This window comes from Variovorax sp. 20P10.2.4, assembly GCF_058244205.1.
On sequence record NZ_JBZAYE010000039.1, the window covers coordinates 1 to 25,355 of the forward strand.

Consider the following 25,355-nt stretch of genomic DNA (forward strand, 5'->3'; position numbering starts at 1 on the left):
GCCCTTCGCCGGCCGGGGCTTCGGCGCGGTGGTCGTCACCAACTACCTGTGGCGGGCGCGGCTGCCCGACATCGTCGCGGCCGTGGCGCCCGGCGGCGTGCTGCTCTACGAGACCTTCGCGGCGGGCAACGAGGGCGTGGGCAAGCCCTCGCGGCCCGACTTCCTGCTGCGACCGGGCGAGCTGCTGGCCGCCTGCGACGGGCTGCGCGTGGTGGCCTACGAGGACGGCTTCCTGAGCGAGCCGGCGCGCTTCGTGCAGCGCATCGCGGCGGTCCGGGCGCCCGCCGTCGCGGCGGACCTGCCGGCGCGCCATCCGCTGAAGGCCGCCTGACCACCCCCTCGCGACCCGGGGCCGCCCGGGTGGCGGGCAGGGGGTGCGCTATTAGAATGCGTGCTTTCGTCCACGACAAAGAGATTCCCCCTTGGAGCAACTCACAGGCAGCATCGTCGCGCTGGCCACGCCGATGCACGACGACGGCAGCGTTGACTATCCCGCGCTGCGCCGGCTGATCGACTGGCACATCGACGAAGGCACCGACTGCCTCGGCGTCGTCGGCACCACCGGCGAATCGCCCACGGTCGACGTGGAAGAGCACTGCGAAATCATCCGCGTGTCGGTCGAACAGGCCCGGGGCCGCGTGCCCGTCATGGCCGGCTGCGGCGCCAACTCGACCAAGGAAGCGATCGAGCTCGCCAAGTTCGCCAAGGGCGTGGGCGCCAATTCCCAGCTCCAGGTCGTCCCCTACTACAACAAGCCCACGCAAGAGGGCCAGTACCAGCACTTCAAGGCCATCGCCGAAGCCGTGGGCGACCTGCCCACCGTGCTGTACAACGTGCCCGGCCGCACCGTCGCCGATATGGCGCACGACACCGTGCTGCGCCTGGCCCAGGTGCCCGGCATCATCGGCATCAAGGAAGCCACCGGCAACATCGAACGCGCCCAGTGGCTGATCCGCGACCTGCCCGAGCGCTTCGCCGTCTACTCGGGCGACGACCCGACCGCCGTGGCGCTCATGCTGTGCGGCGGCAAGGGCAACATCAGCGTCACGGCCAACGTGGCGCCGCGCAAGATGCACGAGCTCTGCGTGGCCGCGCTCGCGGGCGACGTGAAGCGCGCGATGCAGATCCAGTTCGAACTGATGCCGCTGCACCGCAACCTGTTCGTCGAACCGAATCCGATTCCGCTCAAGTGGGCCATGTCCCGCCTCGGCCTCTGCGGCGGTGCGCTGCGGCTGCCGCTGACCGAGCTCTCCGAGGCCAGCCGTCCGGCGGTCGAGGCCGCGCTGCGCGCGACCGGGCTGCTCAAGGACTGATGCGCGCCACCGCGCCCTCGCCACCTCCACATTCCCTCCACGATCTTCTTTTACCCTGCCGCGTCCGAGGTTAAGCAACCTTTTGCCTGAACCGAGCTCAGAACGGGCGGGCACAGCGGCCCATCGATTGACCGAACCATTCCAACAAGGAAGACGACGTTGAAGTACCTCTCGCGATTCGCACTCCTGGCCCTCGTCGCCAGCCTCGCCGCCTGCTCCGTTCTCGAGAGCGACAAGATCGACTACAAGAGCGCCGGCAAGGCCCCGACGCTCGAAGTGCCGCCCGACCTGTCGCAGCTCTCGCGTGACAACCGCTACAACATCCCCGGCGGTGCCGTGACCGCCAATGCCTACCAGACCGGCGTCGCCAACGCGCCGGGCGTGCCCACCGCCGTCTCGAACCTCGGCGACGTGCGCCTGGAACGCACCGGCACGCAGCGCTGGCTGGTCGTCAACCGCTCGCCCGACCAGCTCTGGGAGCCGGTCAAGGACTTCTGGCAGGAAAGCGGCTTCCTGCTGACCACCGAGCAGCGCAACCTCGGCATCATGGAAACCGACTGGGCCGAGAACCGCGCCAAGCTGCCGCAGGACATCATCCGCGGCACGCTGGGCAAGCTGGTCGACTCGATCTACTCCACCGGCGAACTCGACCGCTTCCGCACCCGCATGGAGCGCACGGCGAACGGCACCGAGATCTACATCAGCCACCGCGGCATGCAGGAGGTCTACACCAACACGCGCCAGGACCAGACCGTCTGGCAGCCGCGTCCCTCCGACCCCGAGCTCGAAGCCGAATTCCTGCGCCGCCTGATGGTCAAGCTCGGCGTCTCGCAGGAGCAGGCCAAGCAGGTCGCGGCCACCGCCGCCGCGGCACCGGTGCAGACCGCGCGCGTGGCCAACGTCGGCGGCCAGCCGATCGTGCAGCTCAGCGACGGCTTCGACCGCGCATGGCGCCGCGTCGGCCTCGCGCTCGACCGCACCGGCTTCACGGTGGAAGACCGCGACCGCAGCGCCGGCGTCTACTTCGTGCGCTACGTGCCGCCGAACCCCGACAAGAAGGAGCCCGGCTTCTTCGGCAAGCTGTTCAGCTCGAGCAAGACCGAGTCGCCGCTCAAGTTCCGCATCCTGATCAAGAGCCAGGGCGAGAGCAGCACGGTGTCGGTGCAGAACGAAGCCGGCGCGCCCGAGACCTCGGCCAATGCCGAGCGCATCGTCAAGGTCATCGCCGACGACCTGAAGTAAGTCCCATGCTCCGCTTCCGAAGCCTCGGCAGCGGCAGCACGGGCAATGCCGCGCTGGTCGAGGCGACCAGCGGCGGCCGCACCTCCCGGCTCCTGATCGACTGCGGCTTCGGCATCCGCCAGCTCGATCAGCGGCTGGCCCGCGCCGGGCTCGCCGCGAGCGACATCGATGCCATCTTCGTCACGCACGAACACGGCGATCACATCGGCTGCGCCCACACCCTCTCGCGGCGCAACCGCATTCCCGTCTGGATGAGCGAAGGCACCTGGCTGGCCACGGGCGGGCGCGACTTCGAAGGGCAGCTGCACATCGCGCGCGACGACGAGGATTTCGCGGTCGGCGAGCTCTCGGTGCATCCCTTCACCGTGCCGCACGATGCGCGCGAGCCGCTGCAGCTGCGCTGCACCGACGGCAACCGCACGCTCGGCGTGCTGACCGATCTCGGCCATGCCACCGCCCACGTGCTCGCGCGCCTGAGCGGCGCGCATTCGCTGCTGCTGGAGTTCAACCACGACAGCGAGCTGCTGGCCAACTCGGCCTATCCGCCGTTCCTGAAGATGCGCGTGGGCGGCAACTACGGCCACCTCTCGAACCAGGCCGCCGCGGAGATCGCGCGCGCGGTGCTGCACGACGGGCTGCGCCATGTGGTCGCGGCGCACCTGAGCGAACAGAACAACCGGCCCGAGATCGTGCGCCAGTTGATGGCGCAGGCACTCGGCGGCAACGAAGCCGAGATGCTCACCGCGAGCGCGGCCGAAGGCTCGCCCTGGCTCGACGTCTGAGCGCGCGTGCCGCGCGATCGGCAGCCGATTGAAAGGCGATTGAAAGCCCCATGAAGAAAGCCGCCCTGAGGCGGCTTTGCTTCGTGTGCGGCGACGGCTTACTTGCTCGGCGCTTCGCCCTTCTTGGCGGCTTCGGTCGCGGCATTGGCCGCATCGAGTGCCGACGATGCGGCGGCCGATGGTGCCGAGGCGCCCATCGACGGCGCCGATGCGGCAGGTGCGGGCGCGGGGGCCGGTGCGGGCTCGGTCACGGGCGCGGGCGGCGGCGTGGTCACGGCGGGCGCCGCATCCTCCTTCTTGCCGCAAGCCACCAGGGCGGAAGCGGCGAGCAGCGAGGCGAGCAGGACGGACGTTGTCTTCTTCATGAAAAGGCTCCTTTGGCAATGAAGGTCTTGAGGGACGAAAAAAATTCTAGACCCGCATGCTGTCGCTCTTATGTCTGGCCGCGGGATTCGCGGCATTGGCTTACAAGCCCAGCGTGCTCGCGGGAAAGGCGGGCCGGGCCTGGCGCCAGCATTCCTCGATCGACTCGCGCAAGGCACTGCGCGTGCGCGCATCGGCACTGGCGAGACCGCGGCTGCGTTCGACATCGATGCGATGGAGGAACCACGACGGTGTCCACAGCGCACTCGGCACGCCGCTGCCGGCCTGTGTCGGCGACACGCGCAACGCGCGGCATTCGACGATGTGGTCCCAGCTGCGACGCCAGCCGACGAAGCGCGCATGCCGGCGCTCCACGCCATCGAAGCGCTCGGCCAGCAGCACCAGCCTGCGGCCGCTGGCCGACCAGGCCTGCAGCGCCTCGATGCTCGCGCGCTCGCCCAGCGGCCAGTCGGCGAAGTCGGGGTCGCTGAAGATCAGTTCCTTCCAGCCTTGCTGCGCGGCCGACACGAGCGCGGTGCGCAGCAGCCGGTCGAAGTCCTCGCGGCCGTCGAAGCGGCCCTCGGGCAGCGGCGACGGCGACGCGGTGTCACTCGGCATGCAGCCAGCCCGCCTCGCACCATTCGGCCAGCAGCGACAACGCATCGTCGCTGGCCTTCGCGAGCTCGCGTGGCCCGAGCGCGCGCCGGTCGGCGAGGCGCCGCATCAGCGTGGCATCGGCCCCGCCCGCGCGGAAGCTCTCGCCGTTGATGTAGAGATGACGCGCGTCGTAGAGCATGCGCGTGCGGCGGTCCAGCCGCACCGCGCGCAACGCGTCGGGCGCCTCCCCGCCTTCGTCGAACCAGGTGCTGGCCTTGGGCTCGGTCAGCGATTCGCCGAGCGCGCGGTCGATCGCGTCGGGGTCGCGCAGCGCCATCTCGACCGCCTTGCGCGCGAAGGCCTGCAGCGCGGCGGGCATGGCGCCGGGCGCCTCGACCGCGGGCTGCGCAGGATCGCGGTAGCGCACGGCGGCCGATGGGCCCGCGTCCTCGAGTTCGTCGGCATGGGCCTGCGCGATGCGCGCCAGCAGGTCGGCACCGAGCTCGCCCGCGGACGGCGAACGCAGCCCGATCGAGAAGGTCATGCAGTCGCCGCCGACCGCCACGCCGTCGTGCGCGTAGCGCGGCGGCAGGTAGAGCATGTCGCCGGGCTCGAGCACGAAGCTCTGCTCGGGCTCGAAGCGCTCGAGGATCTTGAGCGGCACGTCGGGCTGCAGCCGCAGGTCGCCCTGCTTGCCGATGGACCAGCGGCGCCGGCCCTGCGCCTGCAGCAGGAACACGTCGTAGCTGTCGAAATGCGCGCCCACGCCGCCCCCGTCGCTCGCGTAGCTGATCATCAGGTCGTCGAGCCGCGCGTCGGGCAGGAAGCTGAACTGCCGCAGCAGCGCATGGATGCCCTCGTGGTGCAGGTCCACGCCCTGCACCAGCAAGGTCCAAGCGGCCTGCTTCAGCGAGGGCAGCGAACGGCGCGGCAGCGGGCCGTGCTTCAGGCTCCAGCCGGTCTTGCCATGGCGGATCAGCCGGGACTCGACCTCCTCGCGTTCGGCCAGCGCGAACAGCGCGGCGCGGTCGATGGGTGGCACCATGTCGGGTACCGCCTGTCGAACCAGCAGCGGTTTCTTCTGCCAGTGCCGCCGCATGAACTGCGCGGCGCTCAGGCCGCCCAGCAGGGGCAGCGGTGTTGTGATCTCCATGGGAGAATTCTGCAATGGAAATCTCTGAACAATGCGTGGTCGGCCTGACCTGGACCCTGAAAGACACGCTCGGCGATGTGCTGGACGTGCTCGACGAACCGGTCGAATTCCTGATCGGTGGCGACGATCTGTTCGACGTGATCGAGGCGGCCCTGCAGGGCCATGAGCCCGGCGACCGCATCCAGCTGCAGGTCGAGCCCGAACAGGGCTTCGGCGACTTCAACGACCAGTTGCTCTTCCTCGAGCCGCGCGCCCTGTTCCCAGAGGGCACCGAGGAAGGCATGACCTTCGAGGGCAGCGCGCTACCCGCGGGCGTGAGCGAGAACATCCCGAAGGATTCGATGTACACGGTGTCCGAGATCTACCCCGAGCACCTCGTGCTCGACGGCAACCATCCGCTGGCGGGCATCGCGATCCGGCTCGACATCCTCGTGCGCTCGGTGCGCGGAGCCACCGAGGAGGAGATCGGCCGCGGCACCGCGGGCACGGCCTTCTTCAAGGTGCAGCCGGTCTCGCCGGGCAACGACACGCTGCACTGATCCCTCGATCGCATCAACGACAAAGCCGGGCAATGCCCGGCTTTTCCTTGGCTGGCGCGACGTGACGCCGATGCCGACCTACATGCGCGAGAGCTGGCCGTTGTCGATGCGCACGCGGTCGCCGATGCGCAGGTCGCCCGGGTGCTGCACGTCGAAGGCACGGTAGCCGCCGCGGTCGGTCTGCACCGAGATGCGGTAGCTCTCGTAGGCACGCGGACCGTTCTGCTGCGCCTCGATGGTGTTGCCCAGCAGCGCGCCGCCGATCACGCCGAGCGCGGTGGCCGCCGCGCGGCCGTTGCCGCGGCCGAACTGGTTGCCCACCACGCCGCCGATGACGCCACCGGCCACGGCACCGCCACCGGTGGTGCCGGTGCCGGCGGTCTCGCTGCGCAGCACCTCGATGTTCGCCACGTGGCCGTACTCGACGTAAGCGGCCTCGCGGTAAGGCACGGCCTGCGGCGGCGGCTGGTAGGGATAGCGGGAGGTCTGGTAGACCGGTGCGGGTGCCACGCAGGCAGTGAGCGTGGCCAGGGCCAGCACGGATGCGGTGACGGAAACGAAGCGCATTGAGATCTTCATGTTGAAAGGCTCCTCGGAAAGAACGGTGCGCCATGCGATGGAGCGGCGCACCCGCCTGTGTGTTCAACGCCGCAGTGGCCACGGCGATGACGCAAGGACACAAGCTGAAACCTGTGAGCCCCGCCCCGCTTCCGAGGTTCCTTTCTTTACCGCCGCGATACGCGCCGTTGCGCGCGGTTGCGCATCGCTGCAGTCAGCTGCCGGTCAGTGCTTGCCGGTGGAACCGTAGCCGCCCTCGCCGCGCTGCGTGGGCGCGAACTCGGTGACGACATGGAACTTCGCCTGCACCACCGGCACGATGACCAGCTGCGCGAGCCGCTCCATCGGCTGCAGCACGAAGGGCGTGTCGCTGCGGTTCCAGGCGCTGATCTTGAGCTCACCCTGGTAGTCGCTGTCGATCAGCCCGACCAGGTTGCCCAGCACGATGCCGTGCTTGTGGCCCAGGCCCGAGCGCGGCAGGATCATCGCCGCGTAGGCCGGGTCGCCGAGATGGATCGCGATGCCGGTGCCCACCAGTTGCCAGGCATTGGGCTCCAGCGTGACGGGCGCATCGATGCAGGCCCTGAGATCGAGCCCCGCGCTGCCGGGTGTGGCGTAGGTGGGCAACTGCTCCACCATGCGGGGATCGAGGATGCGGACGTCGACTTTCACTTGCTTGCTTTTCCTTGTTGAGATTCTGTCTCGCGGCGGTTCGCCTGCTCGAGCACCTGCTGCCACTTGGCCGCGCCCGGGAAGGCCAGCGTCTTGAGCTTGCCGGCGAACCAGAACGCCAGGCCGGCCAGCACCACCAGCACGTAGATCGGCACGCCGACCGACCACAGGATCACGAAGGCCACGCCGGCCGCGCCGAGGAGGGGCTTGGTGAGCGCGCCGAAGGGCCCACCCTGCGCGGATTCGGACTTGGCGGCATTGGTGGCAGCGGCGCGCGCGCGGGCCTGCGCCGGCGGCACCACCGCGCCCGGTCCCGCGCTCGGCGTCATGCCGACGTCGAGCCCGTGTTCGCCGGTCACGTCCGTCTGGCCGCGCCCGAGGTTCCTCGCGGCCTGGGCCGTCAGCCCCTCGACATAGCGCACGAAGTCGCCATTGGGCGGAGTGTTCCATTCAGCCTTCATCAGACCCTCCAGTCGGGCAGCCGCGCCGCGATCTCCGTCATGAGCTCGCGCGCCAGCGTGAGCTTGGGCGCGCGAGGCAGTTCGCGCACGCCATCGGCGTCCACGAGCAGCAGCGCATTGTCGTCCTGGCCGAAGGTCAGCGGGCCGATATTGCCCACCAGCAAGGGGATGCCCTTGCGCTCGCGCTTGGCCTTGGCATGCGCGACGAGGTTCTCGCTCTCGGCCGCGAAGCCCACGCAGAACAGCTTCTTCGCCTGCGCGCGCTCGCCGCGCGCCACGGTCAGCAGGATGTCGGGGTTCTCGACGAACTCGAGCACCGGCGTCTTGCCGCTGCCGTCCTTCTTGATCTTCTGGTCGCTCTGGGTCGCGGGACGCCAGTCGGCGACCGCCGCCGTTGCTACGAAAACGCTAGCACGCGAGGATGCGCCGACGGTCGCCGCGAGCATCTCCTGCGCCGAGCGCACGTCGATGCGGGTGACGCCGCGCGGCGTCGGCAGGTGCACCGGCCCGGCCACCAGCGTGACCTCGGCGCCGGCTTCGCGCGCGGCGCGGGCGATGGCGAAACCCATCTTGCCCGACGAGTGGTTGGTGATGCCGCGGATCGGATCGAGTGCCTCGAAGGTCGGTCCGGCCGTCACCAGCAGGTGCTGGCCCGCGAGCAGCTTGGGATGGAAGAAGGCGGTGATGTCTTCCAGCAATTGGGCCGGCTCGAGCATGCGGCCGTCGCCGGTCTCGCCGCAGGCCTGCCAGCCGTTGCCCACGCCGAGCACGGTGGCGCCATCGGCCGCCACCTGCGCCAGGTTGCGCTGGGTCGCGGGATGCATCCACATCTCGCGGTTCATGGCGGGCGCGAGAAGCAGCGGCACGCGGTCGCGCGGGCGCGCCAGGCACAGCAGGCTCAGCAGCTCGTCGGAGCGGCCCTGCACCAGGCGCGCGATGAAGTCGGCGCTGCAGGGCGCGAGCACGATCGCGTCGGCCTCGCGGCTCAGGTTGATGTGCGGCATGTTGTTGGGCTCGCGCGCGTCCCACTGCGAGGTGTAGACGGGGCGGCCCGACAGCGCCTGCATCGTGACCGGCGTCATGAACTGCTCGGCCGATTCGGTCATGACGACCTGGACCGTGGCCCCCGCCTTCACGAACAGCCGGCACAACTCGGCCGATTTGTAGCAGGCGATGCCGCCCGTGAGTCCCAGAACGATGTGTTTGCCGGCGAGGTCTTGCATGGTGGGGCGGAGTGTAATGACCCGCGCATCCCCGCCGCGCCCTGGGGCGAACGGTCGTTCGCGGCGGCCCCGATGTCCCGCGCCGGGCGAGGTAACAGTGTCCACCCGCGCCGGGTGTCGCCGGGGGCACACCTATAATCTCAATTTCCCACTGCCCGGTCCTCGCGTCCGGAACTGGCATGACCAAATTTGTCTTCGTCACCGGTGGTGTGGTGTCTTCCCTCGGCAAGGGAATCGCCTCCGCCTCGCTGGCCGCGATCCTCGAATCGCGCGGCCTCAAAGTCACCCTCATCAAGCTCGATCCCTACATCAACGTCGACCCCGGCACGATGTCGCCGTTCCAGCACGGCGAGGTGTTCGTCACCGACGACGGCGCTGAAACCGACCTCGACCTCGGCCACTACGAGCGCTTCATCACGACGCGCATGCGCAAGGCCAACAACTTCACGACCGGCCAGATCTACAAGACCGTGCTCGAGAAGGAACGCCGCGGCGACTACCTCGGCAAGACGGTGCAGGTGATCCCGCACATCACCAACGAGATCCAGGAATACGTCAAGCGCGGCGCCGGCATCGGCACCGCGCACGAGGTCGACGTGGCCATCGTCGAGATCGGCGGCACCGTGGGCGACATCGAGTCGCTGCCCTTCCTCGAGGCCGTGCGCCAGATGAGCCTGCGCATGGGCCCGAACAACTCGGCCTTCGTGCACCTGAGCTACGTGCCCTGGATCGCCGCCGCCGGCGAGCTCAAGACCAAGCCCACGCAGCACACGGCGCAGAAGCTGCGCGAGATCGGCATCCAGGCCGACGCCCTGCTGTGCCGCGCCGACCGCCCGATCCCCGACGACGAGCGCGCCAAGATCTCGCTGTTCTCGAACGTGCCCGAATGGGGCGTGATCTCGATGTGGGACGTGGACACCATCTACAAGGTGCCGCGCATGCTGCACGAGCAGGGCCTCGACGGCCTGATCTGCGACAAGCTGCGCATCAACACGCCGCCGGCCAAGCTCTCGCGCTGGGACGAACTCGTCTACGAGGTCGAGCATCCGCAGCAGGAAGTGGCGATCGCCATGGTCGGCAAGTACGTCGACCTGTCGGACAGCTACAAGTCGCTCAACGAGGCGCTGCGCCACGCCGGCATGAAGAACCATGCGCGCGTGAAGATCGACTACGTCGACTCCGAGACCATCACCGCGCAGGACGTCTCGCGCCTGGCCAAGTACGACGCGATCCTCGTGCCCGGCGGCTTCGGCCAGCGCGGCGTCGAGGGCAAGATCCTCGCGGCCCGCTTCGCGCGCGAAGGCAAGGTGCCCTACCTCGGCATCTGCCTGGGCATGCAGGTCGCCACCATCGAATACGCGCGCCACGTCGCCGGCCTGCCCGATGCCAACAGCACCGAGTTCGACCCCGAGACCTCCTGCCCCGTGATCGCGCTGATCACCGAGTGGAAGGACGCCGACGGCACGATCAAGGTGCGCAACGAGAAGTCCGACCTCGGCGGCACCATGCGCCTGGGCGCGCAGAGTTCCGACGTGACCGACGGCACGCTGGCCCACAGCATCTACGGCGACGTGGTCACCGAGCGCCATCGCCACCGCTACGAAGCCAACGTCAACTACCTCGACCAGCTGCGCAAGGCCGGCCTCGTGATCTCCGCGCTCACGCAGCGCGAACAGCTCACCGAGATCGTCGAGCTGCCGCAGGACGTGCACCCCTGGTTCATGGGCGTGCAGTTCCACCCCGAGTTCAAGTCGACGCCGTGGAGCGGCCATCCGCTGTTCAACGCCTTCATCAAGGCCGCGCTCGACCACAAGGGCCAGGGCGCCGGCAATGCGGGCAAGACGCTGAAGGCCGTCGCGTGACCAGCGCCTACATCATCGCCAACGTCGAGGTGACCAATCCGACCCAGTACGAGGAGTACAAGAAGTGGTCGACCGCCGCCATGCAGGCGCATGGCGCCGAGGTCTGCGTGCGTGGCGGCAAGGTCGAGGTGCTCGAGGGCGATTGGGCGCCGCAGCGCATCGTGATCCTCAAGTTCCCGAGCGTCGAGGCCGCGAAGCAGTTCAACAGTTCGCCCGAATACGGCAAGGCGCGCGAGTCGCGCCAGGGCGCCGCGATCATGCGCATGATCGTCGTCGAAGGTCTGTGATCCGTTTTTACTGGAGAAAGAAAAGAAGATGAGTGCAATCGTTGACATCGTCGGCCGCGAGATCCTCGACAGCCGCGGCAATCCCACCGTCGAGTGCGACGTGCTGCTCGAATCGGGCACCATGGGCCGCGCGGCCGTGCCCTCGGGCGCATCCACCGGTTCGCGCGAAGCCATCGAGCTGCGCGACGGCGACAAGAAGCGCTACCTCGGCAAGGGCGTGCTCAAGGCGGTGGAGAACATCAACACCGAGATCTCCGAAGCCGTGCTCGGCCTCGATGCCAGCGAACAGGCCTTCCTCGACCGCACGATGATCGACCTCGACGGCACCGACAACAAGGGCCGCCTGGGTGCCAACGCCACGCTGGCCGTGTCGATGGCCGTGGCCCGCGCGGCCGCCGAGGAATCGGGCCTGCCGCTGTACCGCTACTTCGGTGGCATGGGCGGCATGCAGATGCCGGTGCCGATGATGAACGTCATCAACGGCGGCGCGCACGCCAACAACAGCCTGGACCTGCAGGAGTTCATGATCATCCCCGTGGGCGCACCGAGCTTCCGCGAAGCCGTGCGCTACGGCGCCGAGGTGTTCCATGCGCTCAAGAAGATCCTGGGCGACCGCGGCATCAGCACCGCCGTGGGCGACGAAGGCGGTTTCGCGCCGAGCGTCGAGAGCCATGAAGCGGCGATCCAGCTGATCCTCGAAGCCATCGACAAGGCCGGCTACGTGGCCGGCGAGCAGATCGCGCTGGGCCTGGACTGCGCCGCCAGCGAGTTCTACAAGGACGGCAAGTACGTGCTGTCGGGCGAGAACCTTTCGCTGTCGGCCGAGAACTGGACCGACATGCTGGCGACCTGGGTCGACAAGTACCCGATCATCAGCATCGAGGACGGCATGCACGAAGGCGACTGGGACGGCTGGAAGCACCTGACCGAACGCCTGGGCAAGCGCGTGCAGCTGGTGGGCGACGACCTGTTCGTCACCAACACCAAGATCCTGCAGGAAGGCATCGAGAAGGGCATCGCCAACTCGATCCTGATCAAGATCAACCAGATCGGCACCCTGACCGAGACCTTCGCCGCGATCGAGATGGCCAAGCGCGCCGGCTACACGGCCGTGATCTCGCACCGCTCGGGCGAAACCGAGGACAGCACCATCGCCGACATCGCCGTGGGCACCAACGCCGGCCAGATCAAGACCGGCTCGCTCTCGCGTTCGGACCGCATCGCCAAGTACAACCAGCTGCTGCGCATCGAGGAAGACCTCGGCGACATCGCCGTCTACCCGGGCCGCGGCGCGTTCTACAACCTCAAGTGATGCCCCCTCCCCGGCCCGAAGAGCCGCGCGCATTGCCGCTTTTTCCGCATTTCGCGGATCGGCGATGCGCCGTCCCTGGCGGGCCGTGCGGGGAGCGCGGGTAAAGTCCGCGGACCATGCGCGCGCGCTTCATTCCTCCCATCGTTCTGCTCGTGCTGCTGGCCATCCTCCAGTGGCAGCTATGGAACGGGCGCGGCAGCGTGCGCGACGTGGCGCAGCTGCAGGCCAAGCTGGCCTCGCAGAAGGAGTCGAACGCCAAGGCCGCCATCACCAACGAGCGGTTGGCCTCCGAGGTCAACGACCTCAAGGACGGCCTCGAGATGGTCGAGGAACGTGCCCGCCAGGAGCTGGGCATGGTCAAGCCCAACGAGGTCTTCGTCCAGATCGCCCACTGATCCACGCGGGCCGCTCTCGCCGAGCCCTCGGCGCGCCGTGCACGCCGCCCAGCCGATGCCCGAACTCCTCTCCGCCCCCGCCTTCGCGCTCTGGGGCTCTCCCGTCACCTGGCTCGAATGCGTGGCCGCCGTGCTGGCACTGGCCATGGTTGGCTGCAACATGCGCGAGATCCACTGGGGCTGGCCGCTGGCGATCGTCAGCTCGCTGCTCTACGTGGGCGTGTTCGCGCAGGCGAAGATCTATGGCGACGCCTCGCTGCAGGTCTTCTTCGCCGTCGTCGCCTTCTGGGGCTGGCTGCAGTGGCTGCGCGGCCACCGGGCCGACGGCTCGGCGCTGCGCGTGAGCCGCCTCTCGCGCCGCGGCCTCGCGCTCGCGCTGCTGGCCTGCGCGCTGGCCTGGCCCGCAGTCGCCCTCTTCCTGCGCCGCTTCACCGACACCGACGTGCCCTGGTGGGACGGCTTCGCCACCGGCCTGAGCCTGGTCGGCCAGTTCCTGCTCGGGCGCAAGTTCATCGAGAACTGGGTCGTGTGGCTGGCCGTCAACCTGGTCAGCATCGGCCTCTTCGTCCACAAGGGCCTGTGGCTCACGGTCGGGCTGTACGCCGTGTTCGCGGCGCTCAGCGTGGCCGGCTACCTGGCCTGGCGCCAGCGGCTGCCGAGGGCGGCCGCCGCATGACGCCCGTGCTGCCCACCGGCTGCATCGTCGCGCTGCTCGGCGCCGAGAGCACCGGCAAGACCGAGCTCGCGCGCGCCCTCGTGCAGCGCATGAACGAGCGCGGCATCCACGCCACCTTCGTCGGCGAATACCTGCGCGAATGGTGCGAGCGCGAAGGCCGCACGCCGCGTGCCGACGAGCAGCAGGCCATCGCCGAGGAGCAGACCCGCCGCATCGATGCCGCGGCCGCGCTCGGCGTGGCGGTGGCCGACACCACGGCCGTCATGACCGCCGTCTACAGCGAGCTGCTGTTCGCCGACACCACCCTCTACCCCGATGCGCTCGCGGCTCAGCAGCGCTGCGCGATCACCCTGCTGACCGCGCTCGACCTGCCCTGGGTGGCCGACGAGATGCGCGACGGCCCGCATGTGCGCGAGCCGGTCGACGCGATGGTGCGCCGCGCGCTCGCCAGCGCGGGCGTAGCCTACACCGTGGTGCATGGCAGCGGCAGCGAACGGCTGGCCAGCGCCTGGCGCGCGATCCAGAGCGTGGCCGACCGCGGCGGCCTGTCGCGCGACGGCGGACGCGATGCCGTGGTGCCCGATCGCGGTGCCGCCACGGCGGGCGAAGGCTGGACCTGGTCCTGCGACAAGTGCTCCGATCCCGAGTGCGAGCACCGCCTGTTCACCGACCTGCTCGCGCGCCGCGAGTGAGGCCGCCGCGCCCGCGCGGTGCCCTCCGACATGGCGCGGGCCGGCGCCGCGCCATCCTCTAAGCTTCGGCGTCCGTTGCCTGTTGCCGTTGTTTCCCCTCTTCCTCTTGCCTGGAGACCCGATGCCTCTTCGCCGCCGCTTCCGCACCGCCGCCCTCCTCGCCACCGCACTCGCGGCCTCGGTGCTGGTCGGCGCCGCCGCCAGCGCGGCCCCGTTGCGCGCCACGGTCGAGAACGGCACCACGCCCACCGCCTGCGCCGAGGAGGACAACGTCTCGCTGGTGCTGCGCGGCGAAGGCATCCGGCGGCTGCGCATCGAGGCGCTGCAGCCGTCCTACCTCGACAGCATCGGCAACGACGTCACCGCGCCCGACTTCTCGGGCTGCAACTTCGACGGCGGCGAGCATCCCACCGACCCCGCGCACCGCTTCGAGCCGCGCACCGTGGTACTGCTCGACAACGCGCAGTGGCGCATCGTCGGCATGACGCTCGCGAGCTTCTGGCGGCCGCAGCGCGTGCCGGTGCGCGTGGGCACCGTCAGCGACCGCGGCTTCCACCTGCTGCAGGTGTTCCGCAAGGAAAACGGCAAGGCGCTCGAGGCGCTGGTGCTCTATCCGTCCGACGGCTACTGGCGCATCAAGCCCCTGCCCGAGGCGCGCTTCGGCGACGGCGTCTACGGCTCCTCGTTCCTGCTCGGCCCGGTCGAGCAGGCCGGCCGGCCGGTGGTCGACATCGCCTCGATCCGCATCGTGCCGAAGCCGCTGTCGATCCACCTGCGCTTCGCGCGCGGCGGCAGCGCCGTCGCCAACGTCGAGGAGATCAGCCGCGAACGCACCGCGCTCGACGTGCGCTTCTCGGCCCCCACGCGCGAGGCACGGCCCTTTGCCGTGCTGCGCTCGATGTACGTGACGCCCGACAACGCCGACGTCAGCGAGGTGCGCTGGCAGGCCGCATCCGAGGCGCCGCCGATCGCGACGCCGCTGCCCGAGGTGAAGACGCTCGAGGGCACGCAGTTCCGCTTCGGCCGCAGCCTGCCGTCGAAGCACAACACGAGCGCGCCGGACATCTTCTTCGGGGGCTTCGACAGCAGCCTTCGCTAGCTAGCGACGCGCCGCGCCCGTCACCACCAGAGCGACACCGCTCATCACGAGCCCGATTCCCACCAGCGTGAGCCAGGCCGGTACTTCCCCGAGGAACACTGCGCCGATCAGCACGGCCAGCGCAGGCGCGAGCGCACCGAAGATGGCGGCCCTGGGCGCCCCCAATCGACGCACGGCCTCCGTGTAGAAATACATCCCGAGGATCGCCACCAGGATCCCTTGGGCGACGACCTGGAAGCCGACGGCCGATGGAGGCGCCGTGAAGATGTTCGGCGTGAGCCCGAAGAAGTAGACCGGCGTGAACAGCACGGCGGAACACACGTTGACGAGCGCCGTTGCATGCCAGGGGCTGATGCCCGAACGGCGCTGCGCGACGGTGAAGCTCGCGAAGCAAAGGCCCGCGAGCAGGAACAGCAGGTCTCCTCGCCACTCTCCCGCAGCGCGATCGGCCAGCAGTGCATAGCCGCCGATGCACAGCACACCGGCGACGACGGTCGCCATCCCGCCCAATTGCCGCCGCGTGAATCGCTCGCCGAACAGCAGGCCCGACAGCACCGCCACCCAGATCGGCATCGTTCCGATCATGAGCGTGGCGACATGCGAGGCCGGTGCGAACTGCATGCCCACCGAACCCAGCAGCATGAAGGGCACGCCCGCGCCGAGGACCATGATCGACAGGCGAACCATACCGATCTGTGCAACGCCCAACCCCTTCCGAGCGAGCACCGGCCACAGGAAAAACGCCGAGACGCCGAAGCGCAGGAAGGTCACGTCGTGCGGCCCGAGGCTGGTGGTCACGGCGAACCGCGTGGCGACCGACCAGCTCGACCAGATCAGCGCCACCGCGAGGCCGCAGAACACGCCGATGACCAGCGATCGGCGCGCCGCCGGCGCACCGGCCTCTTCCACGACTCCCATTTTCATGACGCTCCCTGGTGCCTGGTTCAGGCCCGTGCCTTGTTGAAGTTGCAGAGAACTCTAAAGAGAATGGCGCTCGCAAGAAAACGACAAATGGAGAACGAACCGTTCAGGGAAAGCGATGTATGGAGTTCTCGGATCTGCAGATCTTCAGGACCGTGGTCCGCACCGGCGGCGTGGTGCGGGCGGCGGAAACCCTTCACCGCGCACAGTCGAGCGTGACCGCGCGCATCCAGGTGCTCGAAGAAAAACTGGGCGTGCAGCTGTTCCTGCGCGAAGGGCGCCGCCTCCAGCTTTCGCCCGCGGGCAAGATACTGGTCGGCTACGCGGACCGCATGCTGGACCTCGCGAAGGAAGCGGTCCAGGCGATCCAGTCCGATCGGCCCAGCGGCGTGCTGCGCCTGGGCGCGATGGAAAGCACGGCCGCTGCCCGCCTGCCGGAGCCGCTGGGGCGCTTCCACGATCGCTATCCGGACGTGGCCCTCGAACTCTATTCGGGCGATCCGCGCGAGCTGATCAAGCAGGTCCTCCGTGCGGACCTCGACGCCGCCCTCATCACCGATCCGATCCCGGACCGCAGGCTGGAAACCCTCGCGATCTATGACGAGGAACTGGTGATCGTCGCCGAAGCAAAGCACGGCAGCATCGCATCGCCGAAGGACCTGTCGTCGAAGACGATCCTCGCCTTCCACCCCGGCTGCCCGCACCGCAAGCGGCTCGAGGACTGGTTCCTGCGCGGCCGCGTCACGCCGGGCCGGATCGTGGAGGCGGGCTCCTACCACCTGATCCTGGGCTGCGTCGCGGTCGGCATGGGCATCGCGCTGATTCCGCACAGCGTGCTCGACAGCTACGCCGAGCGCGACCGGCTCAGCGTCCATCCGCTGCCAGCGAAGTTCGGCCGTGCCAAGACGAGGCTGGTCTGGTTGCGCGACGCGCCCCAGACCAAGATCCTCGCGCTGTCTTCCGTGCTGCTGGAAAGCAACGAGACGAAGAACGCCCCGTTGGACGACGCCTAGCCGGCGCGCCGCACCTCGCCCGGCGTCACGCCGAGCACGCGCCGCATGCAGCGCGCCATGTGGCTCTGGTGCGAGAAGCCGCTCTCCAGCGCCACCTGGCTCGCGGGCAGGTCGCTGCGCAGCAGCAGGCCGCGCGCGCGGTCGACGCGGCGGTGCACCACGTACTCGTGCACCGGCAGGCCGGTCGAGCGCTTGAACAGGGTCTTGAGGTGCGAGGCGCTGAGGCCCGCCACGTCGGCCAGTGAGGACAGCGAAAGATCGCCGTCGAGGTGGGCCTCGATGTGCTCGGTCACGCGGCGCAGCTGTGGCCGCGTGAGGCCGCGCGCGGGCACGGGCTCGGGGCGGCGCTGGCCGCTCAGCAGGTGCACGGCGAGCGCGGTGCCGAGGCTGTCGGCGTACAGGGTGCCGTTGGGAAAGCCGGCGCGACGTTCTGCGTCGAGGGCCCAGGCGATGTGCTCGATGTGGGCATCGCGGAACTGGTGGCGCTGCGCGAGCGTGGCGCACTCGGCGGGCAGCCCCATCTCGTCGGCCGTGCGGCGCAGCAGCGCGGTCGACACGCGCAGCATCAGCGAGGTGCTCGCGGCCTCCTCGTGCCACACGTCGCTCACGCCCGCGGGCACGATGTCGAGGTCGCCGCGCGTGTAGAGGAAGCGGTGGAACTGGCAGGCGCCGGCCACCGGCGCGCCCACGTGGAGCTTGATACGGTGCTCGGGCAGCGGCTCGTAGCCGACGATGCCGGCGGGCGTCTGCCGCAGTTCGATGCGCAGGTCGGTGTCGCTCATCGGGCCATTATCGGCCGCGCGCCGTCGTCCGTTCGTGCTCGGGGCTGCCCGATCGTGCGCGACCGTGCGCGATGCGCGCGGAATCATCGCGGCCATGAACACCACTCTCCACCACGACAGCAACACCCGCTACCTCGGCAAGACCGCCGTCATCACGGGCGGCACCATCGGCATGGGCCTGGCCACGGCCCAGGCCCTGCTCGCGGGCGGTGCCCGCGTGATCCTGACCGGGCGCAATCCGAAGAACCTCGAGGCCGCGCGGCACGCGCTGGGCCCGCAGGCGCAGGTGCTGGCGAGCGACGCCGCCTCGCTGGCCGACATCGATGCGCTCGCGGCCACCGCGCGCGCGACGCTGGGCCACGTCGACCTGCTGCACATCAACGCCGGCATCGCCACGCTCGAGCCCTTCGAGCAGGTCACGGAGGCCGGCTACGACCGTGCCTTCGCGATCAACACCAAGGGCGCCTTCTTCACGGTGCAGAAGCTCGCGCCGCTGATGAAGCCCGGCGCCTCCATCGTCTTCACCTCGTCGATCGCCGACGAGGGCGGCATGCACGGCATGGGCGTCTACAGCGCGACCAAGGCCGCGCTGCGCTCCTTGGCCTCGGGCTTCGCGGCCGAGCTGGTCGGGCGCGGCATCCGCGTCAACGTGGTGAGCCCGGGCTTCATCGACACGCCCACGCTCGGCGTGGCCGATGCCACGCCCGCCGAGCGCGCGGAGTTCGTGCGCCTGGGCGACCAGATCACGCCGATGCGGCGCCACGGCAGCGCCGAGGAAGTGGCGCGCGCGGTGCTGTTCCTGGCCTTCGACGCCACCTTCACCACCGGCGCGCGGCTCACGGTCGACGGCGGCCTGGGCCAGAACCTCAGCCCGGCGCACGACTGAATGCATCCCCGATCCATGCTGGAAGCAACCATGACCCCTACCGACGTCTCCCTGATCGGCCTCGGCCCGATGGGCATCGCGCTCGCGCGCGCCCTGCAGCGTGGCCACACGCTCACGCTGTGGAACCGCACGCCGAGCCGCGCCGAAGCGCTGCTCGGCCAGGGCACCGTGCTCGCCGCCGATGCACGCGCGGCCGTCGCCGCCAGCCCCATCGTGCTGGTCTGCGTGGCCGACTACGCGGCCTGGCGCGCGATCCTCGCGCAGCCGGGCGTGGCCGAGGCGCTGCGCGGCAAGGTGCTGGTGCAGCTGAGCACCGGCACGCCGCAGGATGCGCGCGACGACTGGGCGCGACTCGACGGCGTGGCCTACCTCGACGGCGCGCTGCTCGCCACGCCCTCGCAGATCGGCCGGCCCGACACGCCGTTGTTCATCTCCGGCGAGGAGCGCGCGCTCGCGGCCTGCCGGCCGGTGCTCGAGGCCATCGCGGGCCACATCGCCTACCTGGGCGAGCCGATCGGCAACGCCGCCGCCTGGGACCTGGCCACGCTGTCGTGCATGTTCGGTGCGATGGCCGGCTTCTTCCACGGCGTGCGCATCTTCGAATCGGAACAGCTGCCGGTGCGGGACTTCGCGCAAATGATCGGCACCATCTCGCCCGTGATCGGCGAGATGATCCGCGCCGAGGGCGAGAGCATCCACGACCAGAGCTATGGCGAACCCGAGAGCTCGATGGCGACCTGCGCGGGCTCGGGACGGCTGTTCGTGCGGCAGGCGCGCGAGGCGCGGCTCGACACGGGCTTTCCCGATTTCCTCATGGGCTGGTTCGACCGCGCGCTCGCGGCCGGCTATGCGGACGAGCGGCTCGCGGCGATGGTCAAGGTGCTGCGCCAGCCGGGCTGAGCGCCCGGCACCGGCGCACCGGCCTACTGCACCACCGGCGTGCCGGGAATCTGGTCGCCCGGCGGGCGGAAGATCTGCGCCGCATCGACCGCGTCGAAGCGGTACTGCTTGCCGCAGAAGTCGCAGCCCACCTCGATGTCGCCGCGCTCGGCGAGGATGCTCTCGGCCTCCTCGGCGCCGAGGCCGCGGATCATCTGCGCCACGCGCTCGCGGCCGCAGGTGCAGGCGAAATGCGGGCCCAGCATGCCGCGCTGCGGTTCGAAGCGCAGCAGCTTCTCTTCCCAGAACAGGCGCCGCAGGATGGTCTCGACGTCGAGCGTGAGCAGCTCCTCGCGCGTGAGCGTCGAGGCCAGGATCGAGATCCGGTTGTAGTCCTCGTTGCGGCCGATCTGGTCCTCGTTCGCCTGGTCGCGATCGGCCGGCGAGGTGCCCTCGAGGTTGCCCTCGCCCTTGACCGGCAGGCGCTGGATCAGCAGGCCCGCGGCCACCTTGTCGTCGGCCGCCAGCACCAGCGTGGTGTCGAGCTGCTCGCTCTGCAGCATGTAGTGCTGCAGCACCTCGCTGAGCTTGCCGAGCTTCTCGCCCTCGTCGCCGAACAGCGGCACCACGCCCTGGTAGGGCTGCTGGCCCGGCAGCTTGTCCTTGGGGTCGAGCGTGATCGCACAGCGGCCCTTGTTGTTCACGTTGACCATGTCGGGCAGCCGCGCATCGGCCGGCAGCTCGCCGATGGTCTTGGCGGTGGCGCGCAGGCTCAGGTCGGGCTTGACCTCGGCCACGGCCACCTTCACGGGGCCGTCGCCGAAGATCTGCAGGATCAGCGCGCCGTTGAACTTGATGTTGGCCTGCATCAGCGTGGCCGCGGCCGTCATCTCGCCGAGCAGCTCGACCACCGGCGGCGGATAGGCGCCGGTGGCGGTGTTGGAGGCGCGCCGCGCGAGGATCTCCTGCCAGGCGTCCGTCAGGCGCACGATCATGCCGCGCACCGGCAGGCCATCGAACAGGAATTTATGCAGCTCGCTCACAACGGGGTTCTTTCTTCGGGTGCCCTCGCGCGCAGGCTCAGGCGATCTTCTTCAGGCCGGCCGCAAAGCGGCGGGCGTTCTTGACGTAGTGCTCCGCGCCCTGGCGCAGCTTGGCGGCGGCCGCTTCGTCGAGCGTGCGCACCACCTTGGCGGGCGATCCCAGGATCATCGAGTTGTCGGGGAATTCCGAACCCTCGGTCACGAGCGCACCGGCGCCGACGATCGAGTTGCGGCCGATCTTCGCGTTATTCAAGACCACCGCCTGCATGCCGATCAGCGTGTTGTCGCCGATGGTGCAGCCGTGCAGCATGACCTGGTGGCCCACGGTGACGTTCTCGCCCACGGTCAGCGGGCAGCCGATGTCGCAATGGAGCACCGACAGGTCCTGGATGTTGCTGTTGCGCCCGATGGTCATGGCCTCGGTGTCGCCGCGCAGCACGGCGCCGAACCAGACGTTCGCGTTCTCGGCCAGCATCACGCGCCCCATCACCTCGGCGCTGTCGGCGACCCAGGCGCCGTCGCCGAGTTGCGGCGCCACGCCGTCGAGTTCATAGAGGGCCATCGTGGGAGTCTCCGGAAAGGGAAAGAGGGGTGAAACCTAGAATTGTAGGGATGCACCCCCGATTGAGCGCCCTGGCCGCGCTGCGCCTCACCGACCCCGAAGAGAAAGTGGCGGCAACCCGCGCGCTGGCAACGCACATCGCTAGCGAAACCATAGCAGACGACCCCGTGCGCGTGCCCGGCGACGAGCTCGGCGTACCGGGCCGGCCCGAGCGCCCGCTGCGCGTGTCGGCCATGGCGGTGGGCAAGCGCTCGCCGTTCAACACCGAGGGCCGCGCGGCGCTGGTCCATTCGATCTGCCACATCGAGTTCAACGCCATCAACCTCGCGCTCGACGCCGCCTGGCGCTACGACGGCATGCCCGCGCGCTACTACCAGGACTGGCTGCGCGTGGCCGACGAGGAGGCGCAGCACTTCACGCTGCTGCATGCGCACCTGCAGACCATGGGCTGGCGCTATGGCGACTTCACGGGCCACGACGGCCTGTGGAGCATGTGCGAGAAGACGCGTGACGACGTGCTCGCGCGCATGGCGCTGGTGCCGCGCACGCTCGAGGCGCGCGGGCTCGATGCCACGCCGCTGATCCAGGCCAAGCTCAAGCGCGTGAACACGCCCGATGCGCTGCGCGCGGTCGAGATCCTCGACATCATCCTGCGCGACGAGGTAGGCCATGTGGCGATCGGCAACCACTGGTACCGCTGGCTCTGCGAGCGCGCGGGCATCGACGCCGAGGCCGCCTACCCCGAGCTCGTGGCGCGCTACGAGGCGCCGCGGCTCAAGCCGCCGTTCAACCTCGAGGCGCGCACGCGCGCGGGCTTCAGCGACGAGGAACTGAAGGCGCTGGGCGGCGGCAGCGCCGCCTAGGAGTCAATCCGGCTTCTTCATCACCACCAGCTTGGGCGAGAAGTGCTGCAGCACCTCGCCGCGCTGGTTGCGCGTCTCGCAGCGCACGCGGACCATCGCGCGGCCCGGCTTGGAACGCGAGGGCACGATCTCGACGATCTCGCTGACCACGTGCAGCACGTCGCCGGGGCGCGTGGGCTGCGGCCAGCGAATCTCGTCGCCGCCCGAACCGATGATGCCGTCGGCCAGCGGGATGCCGCTGTCGACCAGCAGGCGCATGGTCACGGCCGCCGTGTGCCAGCCGCTCGCGGCCAGGCCGCCGAAGAAGGTGCGCTTGGCGGCCTCCTCGTCGGTGTGGAAGGGCTGCGGGTCGAACTGCAGCGCGAAGGCCTTGATCTTCTCGGCGTCGAGCGCGTATTCGCCGCTGGTGAAGCGGTCGCCCACGGCGAGGTCGTCGAGGTAGAGCTTGGCGCGGGTGGTGGCGGTGGTGTCGGTCATGGTGCGTTCCTCCTTCGCTGATGGCACGGCGGCATTGTCGCCACCGTGCCGCGTCGTGTCGCGTGGACGCTCAGACGCGCTCGAGGATGGTCGCGATGCCCTGCCCGCCGCCGATGCACTGCGTGGCCAGCGCATAGCGGCCGTTCTCGCGCGCCAGCAGCGAAGCCGCCTTGCCCGTGATGCGCGCGCCGGTCGCGCCCAGCGGATGGCCGATCGAGAGGCCGCCGCCGTCGAGGTTGACCGTGGCCGGGTCGAGCCCGAGGTCGCGGATGCAGGCCAGCGCCTGCGAGGAGAAGGCCTCGTTGATCTCGACCACGTCGAGGTCGGCCACGCTCAGGCCGGCGCGCGCCAGCGCCTTGCGCGTGGCGGGGATCGGGCCGATGCCCATGATCGCGGGATCGACACCCACGGTGGCGAAGGACCTGATGCGCGCCAGCGCCTTCAGGCCATGGCGCTCGGCGAAGGCATCGCTGGTCACGAGCACCGCGGCCGCGCCGTCGGTCAGCGGCGACGAGGTGCCGGCCGTCACCACGCCGTCGGGGCGGAAGGCCGGCTTGAGGTTGGCCAGTGCCTCGGCCGAGGTGGTGGGACGGATGCAGCCGTCGGCCTCAACCAGTTCGCCCGAGGCCAGGCGCACCGGCACGATCTCGCCGGCCAGGCGGCCCTGCTCGCGCGCGGCCGCGGCCTTGCGGTGCGACTCGACCGCCAGCGCCTCCTGGTCGGCGCGGCTCACGTTCCAGCGCTGCGCTACGTTCTCGGCGGTCTCGCCCATCGAGATGTAGGCGTCGGTGTCGGCCAGCAGCTCCGGGCTCGGCGAGAAGTTGAAGCCGCCCTGCGGCACCATGCTCATCGACTCGACGCCCACGCAGAGGAAGGCCTCGCCCATGCCGGCCTCGATCTGCGCGGCCGCGATGTGCACCGCCTGCATCGACGAGCCGCAGAAGCGGTTGACGGTCATCCCACCCACCTCGTGCGGCAGGCCGGCCAGCAGGCCGACGATGCGCGCGAGGTTGTTGCCCTGCGAGGCCTCGGGATAGGCGCAGCCCAGGACGATGTCCTCGAGCAACGCGGGATCGAGGTCGGTGCGCTGCAGCAGGCCCCGGACCACGTCGGCGGCCAGCGTGTCGGGACGCACCTCGGCCAGCGCGCCCTTCTTCGCGAAATGGAACGGCGAACGGGCATAGGCGGAAATGACGGCTTTCATGATGTGCTCCTAAAAACTACCATCCAATCGGTAGGCTGACAGGTCAAAAAAGAGGCACGCGGGGCGTGCCTTCGGGTGGATGCCGGGGCGTCAGACGGGCAGCGAACTCCTCAGTTGCGCGACCGCGTCGTCGAAATCCTCCACGCGGCCGGTCATGCGCGCCGCGATCAGCGCGCCCTGGCAGACCGCGAACACATAGGCCGCGAGCGCCGCGGGGCCGGCGCTGCCGGCACCCTGGGCGCGCTCGGACACCAGCGCGCCGAGCACGCCGGTCAGCCACAGCACCTGCATCTGGCGCAGCTCCTGCACCGTGCGGCGCAGCTCGTCGTTGATGCAGTCCCAGCCCGGGGCCAGCGCGCCCGCGGGACAGACCGCCGAGCCGGCGCGCAGGCCGTTGCGGTACATGCGGAAATAGGCGTCGAGCGACTCGCGCGGCGTGCGGGCCTTGGCCTCGTCCCAGCGGCGGAAGCCCTGGATCGCGTCGCGCAGTACGGCCACGCCCAGCGCCTCCTTGGACGGGAAGTGGTGGTAGAGGCTGGCCTTGCGCACGCCGACCGCGTCGGCCACGTCCTGGAAGCTGAAGCCCAGGTAGGAGCGCGTGGCGATGAGCTCGCGCGCCGCGCCCAGGATCTGGTCGCGCGTGCTGCCGGTGGCGAGGGCTGCTGAGGAAACGCTGCTCATGGCTACCTACTATAAGGTAGGGAAATTGGAGTGGCTATCGCGCGGGCGACAAGCCCGCGCGGCCGGTGGGGTTCTCAGTCGGCCTTGATGCCGGCCGCCTTCACGATCCTGCCATTGCTCTCGAACTCGCTGGCGATCTCTTTCGCGAAGTCGGCCGCGGGGCCGCCCGTGGGCACGTTGTCGGTGGCCGTGAGCTTGGCGCGCAGCTCGGGGCTGGCCAGCGCCTTGTTGATCTCGGCGTTGTAGCGCGCGAGCAGCGCCGGCGGCGTGGCGGCCGGCGCGAACACGCCGAACAGCGAGTTGATGTTGGCCGCCTTGTAGCCCAGCTCGCCCAGCGTGGGCACCTGCGGCAGGCTCTCGAGCCGCGCCGGCGCGCCCACCGCGAGCGGCCGCAGCTTGCCCGACTGGATGTGCGCGCCCAGCGTAGGGCTGGCGTTGGTCGAGAGGATCTCGAACTGCCCGCCCAGCGCATCGTTGAGCTGCTGGCCGCCGCCCTTGTAGGGCACGTGCGTGATGTCGACGTTGGCGGCCGAGCGCAGTTGCTCGAGCACGATGTGCCCGAGCGAGGCCGGCCCCGAGGTGGCCCAGCGCACCGCGCCCGGATGGGCCCTGGCATCGTCGAGCAGTGCGCGGAAGTCCTTCGCCTTGCTCGCGGGCGTGGCGATCAGCAGCACCGGCGAATACATCACGCTGGCCACCGGCGCCACGTCCTTCAGCGGATCGAAGGGCAGCTTGCCCAGGTGCGGGCTCAGCACCAGCGGGCTGATGGCCGAGAAGCCCAGGGTCGCGCCGTCGGGCGCGGCCTTGGCCACCGCGTC

The 25,355-nt window shown here is 69.7% G+C and carries 30 protein-coding genes and 1 pseudogene; 16 read left to right on the forward strand and 15 right to left on the reverse strand.

Features of this window, described 5'->3' with window-relative positions; translation table 11 throughout:
- The 4 genes and pseudogenes from AC27VN_RS06260 to AC27VN_RS06275 all read left to right on the forward strand — a co-directional run.
- Positions 1-331, forward strand: a pseudogene (locus AC27VN_RS06260) (SAM-dependent methyltransferase); the annotation flags it as partial.
- Positions 332-422: 91 nt separating this feature from the next.
- Positions 423-1,313, forward strand: coding sequence for a 4-hydroxy-tetrahydrodipicolinate synthase (gene dapA, locus AC27VN_RS06265; RefSeq protein WP_082322177.1), 891 nt, complete (start codon positions 423-425; stop codon positions 1,311-1,313).
- Positions 1,314-1,472: 159 nt separating this feature from the next.
- Positions 1,473-2,555 (forward strand): NlpB/DapX family lipoprotein, encoded by a 1,083-nt coding sequence (bamC, locus tag AC27VN_RS06270; protein WP_093354660.1) that lies wholly within the window; start codon positions 1,473-1,475, stop codon positions 2,553-2,555.
- 5 nt (positions 2,556-2,560) lie between these two features.
- Positions 2,561-3,337 carry an MBL fold metallo-hydrolase gene (locus AC27VN_RS06275; protein ID WP_093354658.1) on the forward strand — a complete coding sequence of 259 codons (777 nt, stop codon included), beginning with the start codon at positions 2,561-2,563 and terminating at the stop codon, positions 3,335-3,337.
- 98 nt (positions 3,338-3,435) lie between these two features.
- Here the strand turns inward: AC27VN_RS06275 and AC27VN_RS06280 are convergent, their stop codons facing one another.
- The 3 genes from AC27VN_RS06280 to AC27VN_RS06290 form a co-directional block, all read right to left on the reverse strand.
- Positions 3,436-3,702, reverse strand: coding sequence for a hypothetical protein (locus tag AC27VN_RS06280; protein WP_093354655.1), 267 nt, complete (start codon positions 3,700-3,702; stop codon positions 3,436-3,438).
- Positions 3,703-3,802: 100 nt separating this feature from the next.
- Complete coding sequence (locus AC27VN_RS06285) at positions 3,803-4,318, reverse strand: hypothetical protein (protein ID WP_490876001.1); 516 nt, start codon at positions 4,316-4,318, stop codon at positions 3,803-3,805.
- Positions 4,308-5,450 carry a JmjC domain-containing protein gene (locus tag AC27VN_RS06290; RefSeq protein WP_490876002.1) on the reverse strand — a complete coding sequence of 381 codons (1,143 nt, stop codon included), beginning with the start codon at positions 5,448-5,450 and terminating at the stop codon, positions 4,308-4,310. Before AC27VN_RS06290 ends, AC27VN_RS06285 begins: the two co-directional genes overlap by 11 nt.
- A gap of 14 nt (positions 5,451-5,464) precedes the next feature.
- Here AC27VN_RS06290 and AC27VN_RS06295 point away from each other — a divergent pair, with 14 nt between their 5' ends.
- Positions 5,465-5,989, forward strand: a complete 525-nt coding sequence (locus AC27VN_RS06295) for an FKBP-type peptidyl-prolyl cis-trans isomerase (protein WP_490876003.1) — start codon at positions 5,465-5,467, stop codon at positions 5,987-5,989.
- A 78-nt stretch (positions 5,990-6,067) separates the two neighbouring features.
- On the opposite strand, the gene AC27VN_RS06300 is transcribed toward AC27VN_RS06295, so the two are convergent.
- The 4 genes from AC27VN_RS06300 to coaBC form a co-directional block, all read right to left on the reverse strand.
- Positions 6,068-6,568: an outer membrane lipoprotein gene (locus tag AC27VN_RS06300; RefSeq protein WP_057595940.1), complete on the reverse strand. Its 501-nt coding sequence runs from the start codon at positions 6,566-6,568 to the stop codon at positions 6,068-6,070.
- 204 nt (positions 6,569-6,772) lie between these two features.
- Positions 6,773-7,219 carry a dUTP diphosphatase gene (gene dut / locus AC27VN_RS06305; protein ID WP_057595939.1) on the reverse strand — a complete coding sequence of 149 codons (447 nt, stop codon included), beginning with the start codon at positions 7,217-7,219 and terminating at the stop codon, positions 6,773-6,775.
- The gene (locus tag AC27VN_RS06310; protein ID WP_208513326.1) at positions 7,216-7,680 is read right to left on the reverse strand and encodes a hypothetical protein; all 465 of its coding nucleotides are present in this window, start codon (positions 7,678-7,680) and stop codon (positions 7,216-7,218) included. The genes dut and AC27VN_RS06310 overlap by 4 nt, the downstream gene beginning before the upstream one ends.
- On the reverse strand, positions 7,680-8,903 hold the full coding sequence (coaBC, locus tag AC27VN_RS06315; RefSeq protein WP_203201837.1) for a bifunctional phosphopantothenoylcysteine decarboxylase/phosphopantothenate--cysteine ligase CoaBC: 1,224 nt from the start codon (positions 8,901-8,903) through the stop codon (positions 7,680-7,682). Before coaBC ends, AC27VN_RS06310 begins: the two co-directional genes overlap by 1 nt.
- A 179-nt stretch (positions 8,904-9,082) precedes the next feature.
- Between coaBC and pyrG the strand changes: the two genes are divergently transcribed.
- The 7 genes from pyrG to AC27VN_RS06350 all read left to right on the forward strand — a co-directional run bounded on the left by pyrG (position 9,083) and on the right by AC27VN_RS06350 (position 15,226).
- Positions 9,083-10,765 (forward strand): CTP synthase, encoded by a 1,683-nt coding sequence (gene pyrG, locus AC27VN_RS06320; RefSeq protein WP_208513325.1) that lies wholly within the window; start codon positions 9,083-9,085, stop codon positions 10,763-10,765.
- On the forward strand, positions 10,762-11,052 hold the full coding sequence (locus AC27VN_RS06325) for a DUF1330 domain-containing protein (protein WP_093354637.1): 291 nt from the start codon (positions 10,762-10,764) through the stop codon (positions 11,050-11,052). Before pyrG ends, AC27VN_RS06325 begins: the two co-directional genes overlap by 4 nt.
- 28 nt (positions 11,053-11,080) lie before the next feature.
- The gene (eno, locus tag AC27VN_RS06330) at positions 11,081-12,364 is read left to right on the forward strand and encodes a phosphopyruvate hydratase (RefSeq protein WP_057595934.1); all 1,284 of its coding nucleotides are present in this window, start codon (positions 11,081-11,083) and stop codon (positions 12,362-12,364) included.
- Positions 12,365-12,480: 116 nt separating this feature from the next.
- Positions 12,481-12,759 carry a cell division protein FtsB gene (gene ftsB / locus AC27VN_RS06335; protein WP_093354631.1) on the forward strand — a complete coding sequence of 93 codons (279 nt, stop codon included), beginning with the start codon at positions 12,481-12,483 and terminating at the stop codon, positions 12,757-12,759.
- 55 nt (positions 12,760-12,814) lie between these two features.
- Complete coding sequence (gene pnuC, locus AC27VN_RS06340; protein WP_093354629.1) at positions 12,815-13,435, forward strand: nicotinamide riboside transporter PnuC; 621 nt, start codon at positions 12,815-12,817, stop codon at positions 13,433-13,435.
- The gene (locus tag AC27VN_RS06345) at positions 13,432-14,127 is read left to right on the forward strand and encodes an AAA family ATPase (protein ID WP_490876004.1); all 696 of its coding nucleotides are present in this window, start codon (positions 13,432-13,434) and stop codon (positions 14,125-14,127) included. Before pnuC ends, AC27VN_RS06345 begins: the two co-directional genes overlap by 4 nt.
- Positions 14,128-14,248: 121 nt before the next feature.
- Positions 14,249-15,226: a hypothetical protein gene (locus tag AC27VN_RS06350; protein ID WP_490876005.1), complete on the forward strand. Its 978-nt coding sequence runs from the start codon at positions 14,249-14,251 to the stop codon at positions 15,224-15,226.
- Here the strand turns inward: AC27VN_RS06350 and AC27VN_RS06355 are convergent, their stop codons facing one another.
- Entirely contained in the window at positions 15,227-16,150 is a 924-nt protein-coding gene (locus AC27VN_RS06355) for a DMT family transporter (RefSeq protein ID WP_490876006.1), read from the reverse strand. It abuts the gene before it with no gap.
- Between the two features lie 119 nt (positions 16,151-16,269).
- Here AC27VN_RS06355 and AC27VN_RS06360 point away from each other — a divergent pair, with 119 nt between their 5' ends.
- On the forward strand, positions 16,270-17,160 hold the full coding sequence (locus tag AC27VN_RS06360; protein WP_093354619.1) for a LysR family transcriptional regulator: 891 nt from the start codon (positions 16,270-16,272) through the stop codon (positions 17,158-17,160).
- Here AC27VN_RS06360 and AC27VN_RS06365 read toward each other — a convergent pair.
- Positions 17,157-17,942 carry an AraC family transcriptional regulator gene (locus AC27VN_RS06365; protein ID WP_256223034.1) on the reverse strand — a complete coding sequence of 262 codons (786 nt, stop codon included), beginning with the start codon at positions 17,940-17,942 and terminating at the stop codon, positions 17,157-17,159. The two genes, AC27VN_RS06360 and AC27VN_RS06365, sit on opposite strands and share 4 nt — an antisense overlap.
- 94 nt (positions 17,943-18,036) lie before the next feature.
- Here AC27VN_RS06365 and AC27VN_RS06370 point away from each other — a divergent pair, with 94 nt between their 5' ends.
- Complete coding sequence (locus AC27VN_RS06370) at positions 18,037-18,828, forward strand: SDR family oxidoreductase (RefSeq protein ID WP_490876007.1); 792 nt, start codon at positions 18,037-18,039, stop codon at positions 18,826-18,828.
- A gap of 30 nt (positions 18,829-18,858) precedes the next feature.
- A complete protein-coding gene (locus AC27VN_RS06375) occupies positions 18,859-19,728 on the forward strand; it encodes an NAD(P)-dependent oxidoreductase (protein WP_490876008.1) in 870 nt (289 codons plus the stop codon).
- Positions 19,729-19,751: 23 nt separating this feature from the next.
- On the opposite strand, the gene hslO is transcribed toward AC27VN_RS06375, so the two are convergent.
- Positions 19,752-20,750: an Hsp33 family molecular chaperone HslO gene (hslO, locus tag AC27VN_RS06380; RefSeq protein WP_057595926.1), complete on the reverse strand. Its 999-nt coding sequence runs from the start codon at positions 20,748-20,750 to the stop codon at positions 19,752-19,754.
- A gap of 37 nt (positions 20,751-20,787) precedes the next feature.
- Complete coding sequence (locus tag AC27VN_RS06385) at positions 20,788-21,312, reverse strand: gamma carbonic anhydrase family protein (protein WP_490876009.1); 525 nt, start codon at positions 21,310-21,312, stop codon at positions 20,788-20,790.
- A 50-nt stretch (positions 21,313-21,362) separates the two neighbouring features.
- On the opposite strand from AC27VN_RS06385, the gene AC27VN_RS06390 reads away from it, so the two are divergent.
- Complete coding sequence (locus tag AC27VN_RS06390; RefSeq protein ID WP_490876010.1) at positions 21,363-22,175, forward strand: ferritin-like domain-containing protein; 813 nt, start codon at positions 21,363-21,365, stop codon at positions 22,173-22,175.
- Between the two features lie 3 nt (positions 22,176-22,178).
- Here the strand turns inward: AC27VN_RS06390 and AC27VN_RS06395 are convergent, their stop codons facing one another.
- The 4 genes from AC27VN_RS06395 to AC27VN_RS06410 all read right to left on the reverse strand — a co-directional run.
- The gene (locus AC27VN_RS06395; RefSeq protein WP_208513318.1) at positions 22,179-22,652 is read right to left on the reverse strand and encodes a MaoC family dehydratase; all 474 of its coding nucleotides are present in this window, start codon (positions 22,650-22,652) and stop codon (positions 22,179-22,181) included.
- Positions 22,653-22,722: 70 nt separating this feature from the next.
- Positions 22,723-23,856 carry a thiolase family protein gene (locus AC27VN_RS06400; RefSeq protein WP_490876011.1) on the reverse strand — a complete coding sequence of 378 codons (1,134 nt, stop codon included), beginning with the start codon at positions 23,854-23,856 and terminating at the stop codon, positions 22,723-22,725.
- A 90-nt stretch (positions 23,857-23,946) separates the two neighbouring features.
- A complete protein-coding gene (locus AC27VN_RS06405) occupies positions 23,947-24,537 on the reverse strand; it encodes a TetR/AcrR family transcriptional regulator (protein ID WP_490876012.1) in 591 nt (196 codons plus the stop codon).
- Positions 24,538-24,611: 74 nt separating this feature from the next.
- The coding region (locus AC27VN_RS06410) for a Bug family tripartite tricarboxylate transporter substrate binding protein (protein WP_490876013.1) at positions 24,612-25,355 on the reverse strand (744 nt) is incomplete at its 5' end.

Excerpts from the sequence above, each read along its gene's own strand:
- AC27VN_RS06275 (WP_093354658.1), top strand. The coding sequence starts at position 2,561 with ATGCTCCGCTTCCGAAGCCTCGGCAGCGGCAGCACGGGCAATGCCGCG.
- AC27VN_RS06280 (WP_093354655.1), bottom strand. The coding sequence starts at position 3,702 with ATGAAGAAGACAACGTCCGTCCTGCTCGCCTCGCTGCTCGCCGCTTCC.
- AC27VN_RS06285 (WP_490876001.1), bottom strand. The coding sequence starts at position 4,318 with ATGCCGAGTGACACCGCGTCGCCGTCGCCGCTGCCCGAGGGCCGCTTC.
- AC27VN_RS06290 (WP_490876002.1), bottom strand. The coding sequence starts at position 5,450 with ATGGAGATCACAACACCGCTGCCCCTGCTGGGCGGCCTGAGCGCCGCG.
- AC27VN_RS06295 (WP_490876003.1), top strand. The coding sequence starts at position 5,465 with ATGGAAATCTCTGAACAATGCGTGGTCGGCCTGACCTGGACCCTGAAA.
- AC27VN_RS06300 (WP_057595940.1), bottom strand. The coding sequence starts at position 6,568 with ATGAAGATCTCAATGCGCTTCGTTTCCGTCACCGCATCCGTGCTGGCC.
- AC27VN_RS06310 (WP_208513326.1), bottom strand. The coding sequence starts at position 7,680 with ATGAAGGCTGAATGGAACACTCCGCCCAATGGCGACTTCGTGCGCTAT.
- coaBC (WP_203201837.1), bottom strand. The coding sequence starts at position 8,903 with ATGCAAGACCTCGCCGGCAAACACATCGTTCTGGGACTCACGGGCGGC.
- pyrG (WP_208513325.1), top strand. The coding sequence starts at position 9,083 with ATGACCAAATTTGTCTTCGTCACCGGTGGTGTGGTGTCTTCCCTCGGC.
- eno (WP_057595934.1), top strand. The coding sequence starts at position 11,081 with ATGAGTGCAATCGTTGACATCGTCGGCCGCGAGATCCTCGACAGCCGC.
- ftsB (WP_093354631.1), top strand. The coding sequence starts at position 12,481 with ATGCGCGCGCGCTTCATTCCTCCCATCGTTCTGCTCGTGCTGCTGGCC.
- pnuC (WP_093354629.1), top strand. The coding sequence starts at position 12,815 with ATGCCCGAACTCCTCTCCGCCCCCGCCTTCGCGCTCTGGGGCTCTCCC.
- AC27VN_RS06345 (WP_490876004.1), top strand. The coding sequence starts at position 13,432 with ATGACGCCCGTGCTGCCCACCGGCTGCATCGTCGCGCTGCTCGGCGCC.
- AC27VN_RS06350 (WP_490876005.1), top strand. The coding sequence starts at position 14,249 with ATGCCTCTTCGCCGCCGCTTCCGCACCGCCGCCCTCCTCGCCACCGCA.
- AC27VN_RS06355 (WP_490876006.1), bottom strand. The coding sequence starts at position 16,150 with ATGAAAATGGGAGTCGTGGAAGAGGCCGGTGCGCCGGCGGCGCGCCGA.
- AC27VN_RS06360 (WP_093354619.1), top strand. The coding sequence starts at position 16,270 with ATGGAGTTCTCGGATCTGCAGATCTTCAGGACCGTGGTCCGCACCGGC.
- AC27VN_RS06365 (WP_256223034.1), bottom strand. The coding sequence starts at position 17,942 with ATGAGCGACACCGACCTGCGCATCGAACTGCGGCAGACGCCCGCCGGC.
- AC27VN_RS06370 (WP_490876007.1), top strand. The coding sequence starts at position 18,037 with ATGAACACCACTCTCCACCACGACAGCAACACCCGCTACCTCGGCAAG.
- AC27VN_RS06375 (WP_490876008.1), top strand. The coding sequence starts at position 18,859 with ATGACCCCTACCGACGTCTCCCTGATCGGCCTCGGCCCGATGGGCATC.
- AC27VN_RS06385 (WP_490876009.1), bottom strand. The coding sequence starts at position 21,312 with ATGGCCCTCTATGAACTCGACGGCGTGGCGCCGCAACTCGGCGACGGC.
- AC27VN_RS06390 (WP_490876010.1), top strand. The coding sequence starts at position 21,363 with ATGCACCCCCGATTGAGCGCCCTGGCCGCGCTGCGCCTCACCGACCCC.
- AC27VN_RS06395 (WP_208513318.1), bottom strand. The coding sequence starts at position 22,652 with ATGACCGACACCACCGCCACCACCCGCGCCAAGCTCTACCTCGACGAC.
- AC27VN_RS06400 (WP_490876011.1), bottom strand. The coding sequence starts at position 23,856 with ATGAAAGCCGTCATTTCCGCCTATGCCCGTTCGCCGTTCCATTTCGCG.
- AC27VN_RS06405 (WP_490876012.1), bottom strand. The coding sequence starts at position 24,537 with ATGAGCAGCGTTTCCTCAGCAGCCCTCGCCACCGGCAGCACGCGCGAC.